General features: G+C 47.4%; 10 protein-coding genes and 1 tRNA gene. 4 read left to right on the top strand and 7 right to left on the bottom strand.

Features of this window, described 5'->3' with window-relative positions; translation table 11 throughout:
* Positions 1-71: 71 nt before the first annotated feature.
* The 3 genes from GC130_RS16005 (at position 72) to GC130_RS29265 (ending at position 891) form a co-directional block, all read left to right on the top strand.
* Positions 72-145: transfer RNA gene (locus tag GC130_RS16005), tRNA-Pro, on the top strand.
* A 130-nt stretch (positions 146-275) separates the two neighbouring features.
* On the top strand, positions 276-512 hold the full coding sequence (locus GC130_RS29270; protein ID WP_151999343.1) for a GIY-YIG nuclease family protein: 237 nt from the start codon (positions 276-278) through the stop codon (positions 510-512).
* A 142-nt stretch (positions 513-654) separates the two neighbouring features.
* A complete protein-coding gene (locus GC130_RS29265; RefSeq protein WP_151999342.1) occupies positions 655-891 on the top strand; it encodes a GIY-YIG nuclease family protein in 237 nt (78 codons plus the stop codon).
* Between the two features lie 364 nt (positions 892-1,255).
* On the opposite strand, the gene GC130_RS15990 is transcribed toward GC130_RS29265, so the two are convergent.
* The 6 genes from GC130_RS15990 to GC130_RS15965 form a co-directional block, all read right to left on the bottom strand.
* Positions 1,256-2,662, bottom strand: coding sequence for an MBL fold metallo-hydrolase (locus tag GC130_RS15990; protein WP_151999341.1), 1,407 nt, complete (start codon positions 2,660-2,662; stop codon positions 1,256-1,258).
* Positions 2,663-2,762: 100 nt separating this feature from the next.
* On the bottom strand, positions 2,763-4,196 hold the full coding sequence (locus tag GC130_RS15985) for an OprD family outer membrane porin (protein WP_151999340.1): 1,434 nt from the start codon (positions 4,194-4,196) through the stop codon (positions 2,763-2,765).
* Positions 4,197-4,201: 5 nt separating this feature from the next.
* Complete coding sequence (locus GC130_RS15980) at positions 4,202-5,260, bottom strand: c-type cytochrome (RefSeq protein ID WP_151999339.1); 1,059 nt, start codon at positions 5,258-5,260, stop codon at positions 4,202-4,204.
* Between the two features lie 16 nt (positions 5,261-5,276).
* Positions 5,277-5,789 carry a DUF6691 family protein gene (locus GC130_RS15975; RefSeq protein WP_151999338.1) on the bottom strand — a complete coding sequence of 171 codons (513 nt, stop codon included), beginning with the start codon at positions 5,787-5,789 and terminating at the stop codon, positions 5,277-5,279.
* 21 nt (positions 5,790-5,810) lie between these two features.
* Positions 5,811-6,386, bottom strand: a complete 576-nt coding sequence (locus GC130_RS15970; protein ID WP_151999337.1) for a YeeE/YedE family protein — start codon at positions 6,384-6,386, stop codon at positions 5,811-5,813.
* A gap of 133 nt (positions 6,387-6,519) precedes the next feature.
* Positions 6,520-7,317: a sulfite exporter TauE/SafE family protein gene (locus tag GC130_RS15965; RefSeq protein ID WP_151999336.1), complete on the bottom strand. Its 798-nt coding sequence runs from the start codon at positions 7,315-7,317 to the stop codon at positions 6,520-6,522.
* A gap of 379 nt (positions 7,318-7,696) precedes the next feature.
* Here GC130_RS15965 and GC130_RS15960 point away from each other — a divergent pair, with 379 nt between their 5' ends.
* Positions 7,697-10,840 carry a glycosyl hydrolase gene (locus GC130_RS15960; protein ID WP_151999335.1) on the top strand — a complete coding sequence of 1,048 codons (3,144 nt, stop codon included), beginning with the start codon at positions 7,697-7,699 and terminating at the stop codon, positions 10,838-10,840.
* A gap of 101 nt (positions 10,841-10,941) precedes the next feature.
* Here GC130_RS15960 and GC130_RS15955 read toward each other — a convergent pair whose 3' ends face one another.
* On the bottom strand, positions 10,942-11,736 hold the full coding sequence (locus GC130_RS15955; RefSeq protein WP_151999334.1) for a hypothetical protein: 795 nt from the start codon (positions 11,734-11,736) through the stop codon (positions 10,942-10,944).
* Positions 11,737-11,928 lie beyond the last annotated feature (192 nt).

Genomic DNA, 11,928 nt, shown 5'->3' with positions numbered 1-11,928 from the left:
AAAAGTAAGATTCCGCATCTTTGCAGCCTCGTTTGAGAATCAGGGCACACGGAACCTGATTAATTGAAGTACGGGATGTAGCGCAGTCCGGTAGCGCATCTGGTTTGGGACCAGAGGGTCCCAGGTTCGAATCCTGGTATCCCGACTCCGCCCGCCATAGCTTTTTCAGCGACGGCGGGCTTTTTTTGTTTTAAGGGTTACCAGTTTGTTCGAACTTTAGTCAAGCGGGCTTCGTCGGGCAGGCCCGACTTAGTTGCCAATCCAATTTTGTATTTATGCAATACGTTTACATTCTGAGGTGTGCTGATGGAGATTTGTATACTGGATGCACGACCAATGTAGAAGAGCGTCTGACCCGGCACAATGCTGGTTACGTGCCTGCGACAAAATTACGGTTACCAGTCGCATTGTTAACCTATGTCGCTTTCACAGAACAGCACAAAGCCTTTGCTTTTGAGAAGTACCTCAAGACGGGATCAGGCAGAGCTTTTCTGAACAAGAGATTGATTTAGTTAATCGAATATTCTGCCCGCCATAGCTTTTTCAGCGACGGCGGGCTTTTTTTTGCTTTAAAGGTTACCAGTTTGTTCGAACTTTAGTCAAGCGGGCTCCGTCGGGCAGGCCCGACTTAGTTACCAATCCAATTTTGTATTTATGCAATACGTTTACATTTTGAGGTGTGCTGATGGAGATTTGTATACTGGATGCACTGCCAATGTAGAAGAGCGTCTGGCCCGGCACAATGCTGGTTATGTCCCCGCCACGAAATCCCGGCTGCCTGTTACACTTTTAACCTATATTGCCTTCGCTGAACAACACAAAGCTTTTGCATTTGAAAAGTATCTTAAGACGGGATCAGGCAGAGCTTTTCTGAACAAGAGATTGATTTAGTTAATCGAATATTCCGCCCACCATAGCTTTTTCAGCGACGGCGGGCTTTTTTTTGTTCTAAGGGCTGTCAGCTATTTTCGAACTTTCCAGGATCAAGCGGAAAATCTGGGATCAATCTGTATTTCTGGGGATTGAATGTTTCGTTTGTGGTTAGATAAAAAAGCAAAGCTGGTGCAATGCGTCTCGCCCGGCCGGGCTTCTCCAGTCGGACAGGCTTGGACCTTTTGCTTTTTTATGCAAGCACAAAATACCCATGCCAAAAATCAATCCCCCGGAAATATTGCTTGATCTAAACAAAAAGCTGCTTCGCAAGGGATGATGAATCACCCTTTGCGAAGCAGCTGCAAATTTGAGTTATTGTTGTTTAATTGTCGGTTACAACAGGCTCGCCGGCATTTGCCCATTCACCCATGCCGCCTGAATAGTTCTTCACATTTTTGAAGCCGTTTTTAGCCAGGATTGAGTAACCAATAGAAGACCGATCACCCGACTGGCAATGAATAATTACCTGCTGGTCTTTTTTGATCTTGTCAAGGTTCTTTTCAAGGGTCCCAATGAACACATTGTCTGTTCCTTTAATATGCCCTGTTTTATACTCAGCGGCTCCACGCAAATCCACCACCTGGGTGTGGTTTGTTTTCAGGATGTCTTTGAACTCATCGAGTGAGATCACACTGGCTTTTTCAAGTTTGTTGCCTAGTTGTTCCCAAACTTCAACACCGGGAACGTAGCCATAAATATTATCGAGACCAATGCGCATTAGTTTACGGGTAAGGTCATCGTGGGTAGCCTCATCGGCTATCAGAATAAACGGCTCGTCGTAGGAAAGGAACCAACCCATCCAGGTGGCAAAAGCATTGTTGCCTTGAATATTGATAGTGCCAGGGATGAAGCCCTTCGCAAAATCAGTTTTCATTCGGGTATCAATTACCTTAATGCCTTTGTCCATCGCCGCCTTGAAATCGGCTTTGGATAACTTTTTCAGTGCTGGCACCTCAGTCATCAGCTTTCTGTCGACCTTGTTCAGCTTTTTCATCATCGCAAAGTACTTGGGGGGCTCCGGCTGATCTTCCAGCAGGTATTTCACAAAACCAGGCTCATCATTTTCATGCTGAAGCGCCCAGTTCCTTACTTTTTCATAGCCTACTGTGGTACTAGGAACGGCACCGAGGGCTTTGCCACATGCAGAACCTGCGCCATGTCCTGGCCACACCTGAATGTACTCCGCCAGTTGACGGAAACGCTCAACAGATTTGAACATCTGCTTTGCACCAACCTCCTTGGTTCCTTTGATACCGGCAGCTTCTTCAAGCAAATCGGGTCTTCCCACATCGCCAACAAATACAAAGTCGCCGGTGAACATCATTACGGGCTTATTACTGGCAGGCACATCGGTTAGCAGGAAGGTGATGCTCTCTGGTGTATGGCCTGGTGTATGCAATACTTCAAACTTCAGGTTGCCAACTTTGAAAATAGTACCATCTTTTAACCCGACATGGGGAAACTCATACAGCCAGCCTTCTCCTCCTTCGTCGGAAAGATACATTTCGGCACCAGTAAGAGCGGCTAACTCTCTTGATCCCGAAAGGAAGTCGGCATGTATGTGCGTTTCCGCTACGTGGGTTATCTTCATCTTATTTTGCCGGGCAATCTCAATGTAGGTGTCAACGTCCCTCTTGGGGTCAATAACAATAGCTACCCCTTCTTTCTGGCAGCCAATGAAATAGCTGGCCTGGGCGAGTGATTTGTCGTATACGTGCTGGAAATACATGTTTATTTAGTTTTAATTTATTGTAAAGGTCGGATTGAAGAGTGTCTTTCTCAGTGATTCTTGTCACACAGGGCCTTTTTCCTGTTTTTTTTTGTGCCGTTTAGAAATGGTAGTCAAACACCAGCGAAATGTGGTGCATGTCTACTTTGTTGTGAAAATTGACGGGCGTTTCCGGTAAATCTTTTTCGAGAGCGCCTTTGTAGACATACATAAGGTCGGCTTGCAAGCCACGAAGAAACCCGCCGAAGTTGTATTTGGCCCTCACATTTAATTGATAAAAACTGGGCATATTGTACTTATTCAAGGCTGGGGCATCCAAAGCTGGCATTCTGAATATTCCACCCATGCTTTGAACGGAGAGCCTTTTGTTTGCATCCAAAAATTGCGTGTTTTTGATCGTAACAGTATGAACGTCTCCAGCGCCTTCCATCCTCTCCCTGTTCATAAACGTGAAAAAGGGTTCAATGCCCCATTCTCTGGGGAACAGAAAGCGCCCTGTAGCCGCAATTCGGGTATAGTTTAAGCTCCATCCCGTTTTGGTTGAAAGGTTGGCCCAACCTATTTTTAATCCGAAGGCATGTGCCTGCTCACCCTCGCTGATATACTGTTGTTCAACGGGTAGATCGCCCTGGTAAAGTGACTGCTGGAAAAGGTACTGTCCTCCAAGGGACCATTTCGAAGCATTTGTCTCCTTTGCCCATTCTCCGTTAAGCAAGCTGGTCGTGAATAGTTTTGGAATTGTATAGTTCCAGGCATTGACCTGGAAAGTTTTAACGGGCAGGTAGGTGATGCCTGCGATGGCTATTCCAGGCAAGCTGAGGCGTCCGGCATACTCAGCCTTAGCGCCGTTAACAGCCCTGCCCACTGGGTAAACACCTATCGACTCACCAATACTGAGCCAAGTAACCGTGCTTCGGGGTGAGGTGCCCCACAGCCAGCCACCCTTCAGCTTAATTTTCTTCCACTCATTTATATCAGTCCAAACACCCTCCTGAAGGTTGGGCATCATTCTGCCATCCTGAGGATTCATCATTGGCGTTTTTAGTCCGAACTTGCCAACCTGAATGTAAGACTTGCTTTTTGCCGACAGAACGTATCGCAGGTACAGGTTCTCCACCCGGCCAAGATCACTCCGATTGTCGGGTTTTAACACATCAAATAAACCTACCTCGTAACGGTTGTTGAACGGGGGCTGATTACTCAAAGTGCTGGATGCCAGGTTGTAGGTAAAGAAGCCACTCACGGCTACCTGAAAATTTTTAATAATTGGCGAATAGTAGCCCAAGCCAGCGCCAGCGCCCTGGGCGTAGTAGTCTGGGAAGTCGTCGTGGTTGACTGTGGCCATTGAAAAGCTTCTCAAGTGCCCTTCAAAGGTTCCATAGGAGTGGAGCTTTGTGTTAAGGGTATCGGCTGCTGGCTTTTTCTCGAAACTGAGCTCTTTTGAAAGCCAGGCCGGATCGGCCTGCCGGGCACGGGCTGACGATGGCCATAGCGTTGTTAGTAAAAATGTGGTAAGTAAAAATATACGATGCATGATTGCTAGTTTGAGACCGCCTGAGCTCGCCTTTTTTCTTCAATAGGTTTAAATGGGCCATATTTATGATGCTCTTCTCCAAAGCCGTCGGCGTAGGGCCCAAATGGATGGTCGATTGGTTTTTTAGATATGTCGGGCCAGTCTTTGCTGAGATCTTTGGAAGGGCGGGGCAGGCTGTTTACATAGGCTGCAATGTGCCAGGCTTCCTCATCAGAGAGTTGTGGGCTATCGTAGGTAGCTCCAAAAGGCATATTAGCTTTTATATAGCCAGCAAATTTTGAAAGCCGATAAAGGCCTGCTCCCTGATTGTAACTGTGAGCACCCCAAAGAGGAGGGTAAACGTATTCCGTGCCATCGCCATTGGCCAGCCCGGCACCGTTTTCCATATGACACACGACGCACTTTTGCTCATACAGGAGCTTGCCAGCGGCTGGATTGGCGGGCTCATCGAGGTACGCAAGTGTCACCAAACCCGCACCCTCTGGCTTTTTGCCTTTTTCCACATCCTGTCCCAGCCACTTGATATAGGCAACAATGGCCTGCATCTCTTTGCTATCCTCTTTCAAAGGCCGTCCGTTGAGACTTCGCTCAAAGCAACCGTTGACCCTGCTGGCGATACTTGTTTCCCTGCCAGAGCGGGGTCTCACTTGAGGGTAGGTGCTGGCTACACCGCCATAGTTATTGCCAAAAGGCTTGGTGCCTGCCTGAAGATGACAGTTTTGACAGTTCAAACCGTTACTGATTTGTGCCACTGTTCCTTTCGGGCCCAGGTAAAGAGAAGTATGAGCAATCAGCTCTTTGCCATAGCGAATCATCTCCCCCTGGCTTCCTGCCGGAAGGCTACTTTCAAGCGGCGCCTCCCAAAGAGTGCTTGCCCTGGGGCTAGCGGGTTGGATAGTCTTGTTAGGCGTGGTGGCAGTGCCTGCTACTGCCTGCAACTTGCCTGGCTTGATCATCAGGGAGGCAATGAGGCCACCTGATACCACCAGCAACAAAAGCACGGCGACAATCAGTAAATTGAGTAAACTGATTATTTGTTTTGGGTGAAATGATGGCTGGTTCATGGAGTGTAATTTACCATTAATGAGGTAGTTTGTCACGCAGCAGCCCATATACCCATGTGCCGGCTATTGCACTAATAAGCGTAACTGTCACAACAGAAAAACCGCTTCCTATTTGGGCATAAAGCGGACCAGGACAGGCACCGGTAATGGCCCATCCAAGACCAAATATCAACGCACCGATGACGTTGCCCCAGTGAAATTTCTTGTCGTGAAAAACTACTTTTTCCCCCTGTAGGGTATTGATCTTGAATTTTTTTATAGCCCAAACAGAGAGAATACCTACGACTACAGCAGTTACTATCACGCCATACATGTGGAATGAGTGCAACCGGAACATTTCCTGAATTCTATACCAGGAGATGATTTCGGCCTTTACGAAGACGATGCCAAATGCCAGACCGACAATAAGGTACTTGATATTTGATGTAAAGTGGTTGTCGTCTGCGATTTGGTCATTGGGTGCTTCGCATTCAATGGGATGCTCTATGGTTACGGTTTGAGTGTCTGAGACCTGAGTTGAGTTTTTCATGAGTTTTATGGGAATGAGAGTTTAAGCAATAAGTTGAAAGAGCCATGGAAAGACGAGGTGAACCATTGCAAAGCCACCAACCATGAAACAGCAAGTGGCTACCAACGATGGCCATTGCAGGTTAGAAAGGCCCATGATGGCATGTCCGGATGTGCAGCCGCCACCGTAGCGTGTGCCGAAGCCTACCATGAATCCGCCGATGACAAAGAAGAACAGTCCTTTGAGTGTTAATAGGTTATCGATGGTGAAAATGGAGGCTGGCATCAAATTGTTGTCGACTGTGATGTTGAGGGCCTGGAGATCGGCAATGGTGGCTGGGGCTACTTGTATCGGTTGAGGGTTGCTAAGCCAGACCGATGCCACTAAACCACCGAGCAGCACGCCGCCAACAAAAAAGAGGTTCCAGCTTTCTTTTTTCCAATTGTATTGGAAAAAGGGAATGCTGGCAGGAGCACAGGCTGCGCAAATGTGACGAAGAGAAGAAGACACGCCAAAGTGCTTGTTCCCAAGCAGTAATAGTGTTGGCACGGTAAGGCCAATTAAGGCGCCCGCTATATACCATGGCCATGGTTGAAGAATGGTTTCAAATAAACTCATTGATAGAATATGCTTTAGATGATAGTTTTAGAAATGTGTGGGCAAGGAAAAGCTTCCTGAGCCCCTGACGATATTGCTGTTCTATGAGGCAACCTCCCGGCTAGCTAGCTGCCTGGTTTGGGTGCTTCTCGAATTAGAAGAGAAGTTCCTTTCCGAGGATGTAGAAACCCATGACCAACACGAAGTATCCGAAGACCGGTTTTAGTTTTTCATTGGGGATAAACTTGGTCAGGTAACTACCTGTAAATATTCCCACGATAGCAAAAGCCGAGAATATCAGCATGAATTTGTAGTCGATGATAAGTGCTCCACTTAGGTCGCCTGTGAATCCGATCAACGACTTCATGGCTATGATCAGCAGTGATGTTCCTACTGCTTTTTTCATCGGAAGCCCTGCCATCAAAACCAACGCAGGAATGATCAGGAAGCCACCTCCGGCTCCTACGAGTCCCGTTATACCTCCCACCAATAGCCCTTCGGCAAGAATGATGAGGTACTTGTATTTCATTTCCGTTTCTTCCCCTTCTTCCTTCTTTTTTGGCTTTCTGATCATTGAGATGGACGCCAACAGCATGAGGGTTGCGAATAACACCATCACAAATAGTGATTTTGTCACGGTAACTGACCCAATCGTCATGATGGTATCCGGAATGGCCGGTACCAGAAACTTGCGTACGCTGTAAACAGAAATGATGGCCGGCAGCCCAAAGATGAATGCGGTTTTTAAATCCACATTACCTTTTTTGAAGTGACTGACTGATCCAACCAAACTTGTTAGTCCCACGACGAAGAGCGAGTAGGCTGTTGAAGCCACCGGATCTACTCCAAAGAGATAAACAAGGATTGGCACTGTTAGAATGGAGCCTCCCCCGCCAATAAGCCCCAGCGATAGTCCCATGATGACTGAGGCCGAAAATCCAATTAATTCCATATGCTCCCTGTTTTAAATGATGTTTTTTATGTTCGTGAAGAGCCAAATGCTTACCGCACCCACATCGACGGGTTTCTTAACACTTGGCCGTTTCACACAGGGACAAAACTACCGGCGGCTTGGAGCGCCTTCAGTAACAAATGTCACATTGGAGCAGGGTGCTGCTTTAGGTAGCCAATTGTAGTATCGGGTTTTAGAGACTTACCAAATTCATTTTCAGCTGATTGCAGACACTCCGGGTGCTGATTTTGAGGACAGAATATTGTTGAAAAAAAACTGACAAAAATCAGTTTTATCCCTTCATGCGGTTAATAAAATAGACTTATCCAACATGACGAATTGTTGCTATATTGAGCGCTTAACAACAATCAATCTAAAAATGAAGCATCTCAGGCTACTCGTGCTGCTGTTGGTTTCGGCATCTATGTCGTACGGACAAAACCTTGACAGCGTCTTTCAAACTTTAAAATTCCGAAATATTGGGCCTTTCCGTGGAGGTCGTTCAGTAACCGCCAGTGGCGTAGTTGGCGACCCGCTCACCTATTACATGGGTACCACTGGTGGAGGGGTTTGGAAAACCGAAGATGCCGGTGCCTACTGGAAAAATATATCTGACGGTTTTTTTGAAATGGGTTCAGTAGGAGCTGTCTCTGTTTCGGAAAGTGATCCCAATGTTGTTTATGTTGGCATGGGTGAGCATGCGCCAAGAGGGGTGATGACGTCTTACGGCGACGGCATGTATAAGTCGACCGACGCAGGCAAGACCTGGAAGAAAATAGGGCTGGAAAAAACGCAGCACATTGCCAGGGTTGTCATTCACCCAAAGAATCCCGATATCGTTTATGTGGCCGCTCAGGGCGCCCTGCACGGGCCAACACAAGACAGGGGAATTTACAAAACCACGGACGGCGGAGTGACATGGACAAAGGTATTGTACGTGAATGACCTCACGGGCTGCTCCGAGCTTTCAATGGATATGAGCAATCCGCAGGTGCTTTACGCTACCATGTGGCACCATCAGCGCATGCCGTGGCAGGTGGTGAGCGGGGGCCCGGGTAGTGGCGTCTATAAATCCAACGACGGGGGTGTGACCTGGGAAAAAATTCATAAAGGCTTGCCCAAAGAAATGGGCAAGATGGCGATCTCGGTGAGCCGGGCTAATCCCGATAAGGTATTTCTGCTGATGGAAAGCGATTCTGATAAGGATTTGGGAGGTTTGTTTGTTTCTGACGATGCGGGCAAAAATTGGAACAAGGTAAGCGGTGACCACCGGCTGATACAAAGAGCATGGTATTACATCGAAGTGTTTACAGACCCGCAGGATGAGAACACGGTATATGTGCTGAGTGCCCCCGCTTTGCGCTCCATTGATGGTGGTAAAACCTGGGAAACACTTCCTTCATCGCACGGTGACCACCATGATTTGTGGATCAATCCGACCAATTCGAAAAACATGGTGTTGGCGGACGATGGAGGAGCTGCCATTACATTCAACCGGGCGGAAAGCTGGACGACACTTGATAATATGCCAACGGCCCAGTTTTACCGCATCAATGTTGACAACGAGTTTCCTTACAATATTTACGCTGGCCAGCAGGATAACAGCTCTGTGAAAATTGCCAGCATGTCTTTAGGTTCTTACAGCATTGGCGAAAGAGACTGGACAAGATCGGCTGGCGGCGAAAGTGCCTTCCTGGCCTTTGACCCTGACGACCCACGCTACGTAATGGGAGGCAGCTACCTCGGCACCATTGAGATTCTCGATATGAAGTCCAAAGCGGGAACTGGCGTGATGGCCGCACCGATACAGTATTTGAGTATGGCAGCCAGGGACATGAAATACCTTTACGACTGGAACGCACCCATTATTTGGTCGAAGCATGAACCGGGCACGTTTTACCATGGTGCGCAATACCTGCTGAGGACGAGAGACAAAGGTGTCACCTGGGAAGAAGTTTCTCCTGATTTGACAAGGAATATTGACGAAAAGCAAGGCAAAGGTGGCGGCCCTTATACCGTTGAAGCCGTAGGTGCAGAGAACTACGGAGCGCTTAGTTACGTCATCGAATCGCCACATGAAAAAGGCGTGATCTGGACGGGCAGCAACGATGGTTTTGTGCACGTAACCAGAGACAATGGTGCCAGCTGGACAAACGTCACGCCTAAGGGTTTGGCGGAATGCCTGATCAATGCTATTGAAGTATCTCTGCACGATAAGGCTACAGCGTATATCGCAACAACCAGATACAAGTTCAACGACTACACGCCCGCTATTTACAAAACCACGGACTATGGCAAAACCTGGACGAATATAAGCAAGGGAATTCCTTATGGTTCGTTTACCAGGGTAGTTCGGGAAGACGAGGCCAAAAAAGGCCTGCTCTATGCCGGTACCGAAAAGGGCCTCTATATATCATGGAATGATGGTGCTTCCTGGCAGCCATTTCAGCTCAATCTACCCATCACGCCAATTATGGACCTGAGAGTGAAAGAAGGCGACCTGGTAGTGGCAACGTCTGGAAGATCTTTCTGGATATTGGATGACCTTGGTGTGCTTGGCCAGTATGCTGGCCTGACCAATTCGCTCAAGCTCTACAAACCGGACGACGCTGTGATTGGTAACTGGGGCAGCCCTTTGAACCGTACCTCGGCTGAATTTGATGGTACTAACTTGCTGGAAGGTGTGAATCCTGCCAATGGCGTCATTATCTATTACGAACTGCCGACGCTGGCCGATTCTGTCGCAGTAACGCTTGAAATCAGAGATGCTCAGGGCAACCTTGTGCGTACGCTTAGTTCCGAAAAGGATCCAAAGTTTCAGTCATACCCCGGTGGCCCCTCTCCTGAACCGACTATTTCCAAGTCAAAGGGGATCAACAGATTTGTGTGGGATATGCGTTATACAACAATGGTAGGCGCACCAAGTGCCTATGTAGAAGGAGGTTACAGAGGCCATAAGGCTTCGCCGGGCACCTATAGTCTGACACTAAAATATCCAGGCAAGGAGGCGAAAAGCGAGTGCAAAATTCTCCCCAACCCGCTCTATGAGACAACGCCTGCCACTTATGCTGAGTACCACACGTTCATGACGGGCATGGAGAGCAGTTTGAATGAGATGCATAAGAAAGTCAATACGGTGCTTGACGTAAGAAGTCAGATCGAAGACGTGCTAAAAGACTTACCCGCAGGTGAATCATTCACAACTTTAAAGAAGGACGGCGAGGCCCTGGTAGCCAAAATGAAGGCCTGGGATGAAGACATGGTGCAGCGCAAATCGAAGGCATACGACGATGTGGAGAACTTCCCTAACAAGTTCACTGCCAATTTCCTTTTCCTCATCAATGCAACAGAAAGCGATATACCGAGGGTTAATCAACCCAACAGAGATCAGCTCAAAGTGCTGATGACAGAATGGGATCAGCTGAAGAGTCGGGCCGATGAATTGATAAATACCGATGCTCCTGCCTTTAACAAGCGCCTTTGGGAGGCGGGTATTGGAGCCGTGAGGGTTACCAAAGACTAAGCACGCATGAAATATCAGGTGCCTGAACAAAAAGCTGATCGACGTTGATCAGCTTTTTGTTTTTTTGCCCCTTCCATTCCGAATTAAGAGCCATCTGAACCTCAATTCACCAGCTCAAATTTGTATTCAAAACTTGCATCGCTACCTGCAATAATTTTTTTAATCGCCAATCCCATGTCATTATACCCATAGGTGAATTTTTGTTCGGCAGAAGTACCGTTGGCATTGGTTAATTTTTGTGTTTGAGGATTATTCTGAAAAAATATCACAAATGGATGATGAAGGCTGCTCATGAAGAAGTGCTCGGAGTTTTTCTTTGTATCGAAATTTAGATAAGCAATAGTGGATGCGGGAACAAAGGCTGAGCCATTGTAGCCAGAACGCCGCTCCTCAATGAGGTTGTCGTGACTGTCGTATTTGTATTCAATTTGATAGTTCTTCTGAAGTGTGCCTGTTGTAACATTTCTCGTCCACGTGATATCTTTTGTTAGTCGGCCCAGTCCATCGTACGAATACTTGTGAGACTCGTAAAGATCATTACCCATGTAGGCATTGGTTTCAGTAAGAATGTCGGAGGAGCTGTAGGAATATTCATATGAAATGACGGTTTGGTCATCTGACTTCGCTGACCTTAGCAAATTGCGACTATAGGAAAGCTTATGCGTAGTTTCATAGGTTCCGTCTTCTGGGTTAGTTAACCCCGAAACAATGGTCGTTAGCCTGCCGCCCGTATCATAAGTCAGGATCCGGTAGCTTTTGCTGGAGCCAAAGGAATAGGTCAACTTTTCGGCACGGAGCGTTACCGGTGATGGTGCAGGCTCATATTCATAGCATGATTGTAGTGTCAAGGCCGCCACTACCAGTAACAGACTCGAAGCTAATTTTGAGTTTTTCATGCAGCATAAGACAGCCTTTGTAGCGCAAAGGTTGCAGTGTGAAATGAAAAGTTCAGGGCCTGCATGATATTGGCACGCTGTATCAACAACAAAGGCCAGCGAAAACAAAAAAGTGATTCGATTTGCAGAGGCAACTTCACGTCAATCTGAAATTTAAGTATTTGTTAGTCATCTTGATTTGGAGTGGGCATA

This window comes from Imperialibacter sp. EC-SDR9 (assembly GCF_902498805.1).
GTDB lineage: Bacteria > Bacteroidota > Bacteroidia > Cytophagales > Cyclobacteriaceae > Imperialibacter.
This window is presented reverse-complemented; position numbering and strand designations above follow the sequence as displayed.

Excerpts from the sequence above, each read along its gene's own strand:
- GC130_RS29270 (WP_151999343.1), top strand. The coding sequence starts at position 276 with ATGCAATACGTTTACATTCTGAGGTGTGCTGATGGAGATTTGTATACT.
- GC130_RS29265 (WP_151999342.1), top strand. The coding sequence starts at position 655 with ATGCAATACGTTTACATTTTGAGGTGTGCTGATGGAGATTTGTATACT.
- GC130_RS15990 (WP_151999341.1), bottom strand. The coding sequence starts at position 2,662 with ATGTATTTCCAGCACGTATACGACAAATCACTCGCCCAGGCCAGCTAT.
- GC130_RS15985 (WP_151999340.1), bottom strand. The coding sequence starts at position 4,196 with ATGCATCGTATATTTTTACTTACCACATTTTTACTAACAACGCTATGG.
- GC130_RS15980 (WP_151999339.1), bottom strand. The coding sequence starts at position 5,260 with ATGAACCAGCCATCATTTCACCCAAAACAAATAATCAGTTTACTCAAT.
- GC130_RS15975 (WP_151999338.1), bottom strand. The coding sequence starts at position 5,789 with ATGAAAAACTCAACTCAGGTCTCAGACACTCAAACCGTAACCATAGAG.
- GC130_RS15970 (WP_151999337.1), bottom strand. The coding sequence starts at position 6,386 with ATGAGTTTATTTGAAACCATTCTTCAACCATGGCCATGGTATATAGCG.
- GC130_RS15965 (WP_151999336.1), bottom strand. The coding sequence starts at position 7,317 with ATGGAATTAATTGGATTTTCGGCCTCAGTCATCATGGGACTATCGCTG.
- GC130_RS15960 (WP_151999335.1), top strand. The coding sequence starts at position 7,697 with ATGAAGCATCTCAGGCTACTCGTGCTGCTGTTGGTTTCGGCATCTATG.
- GC130_RS15955 (WP_151999334.1), bottom strand. The coding sequence starts at position 11,736 with ATGAAAAACTCAAAATTAGCTTCGAGTCTGTTACTGGTAGTGGCGGCC.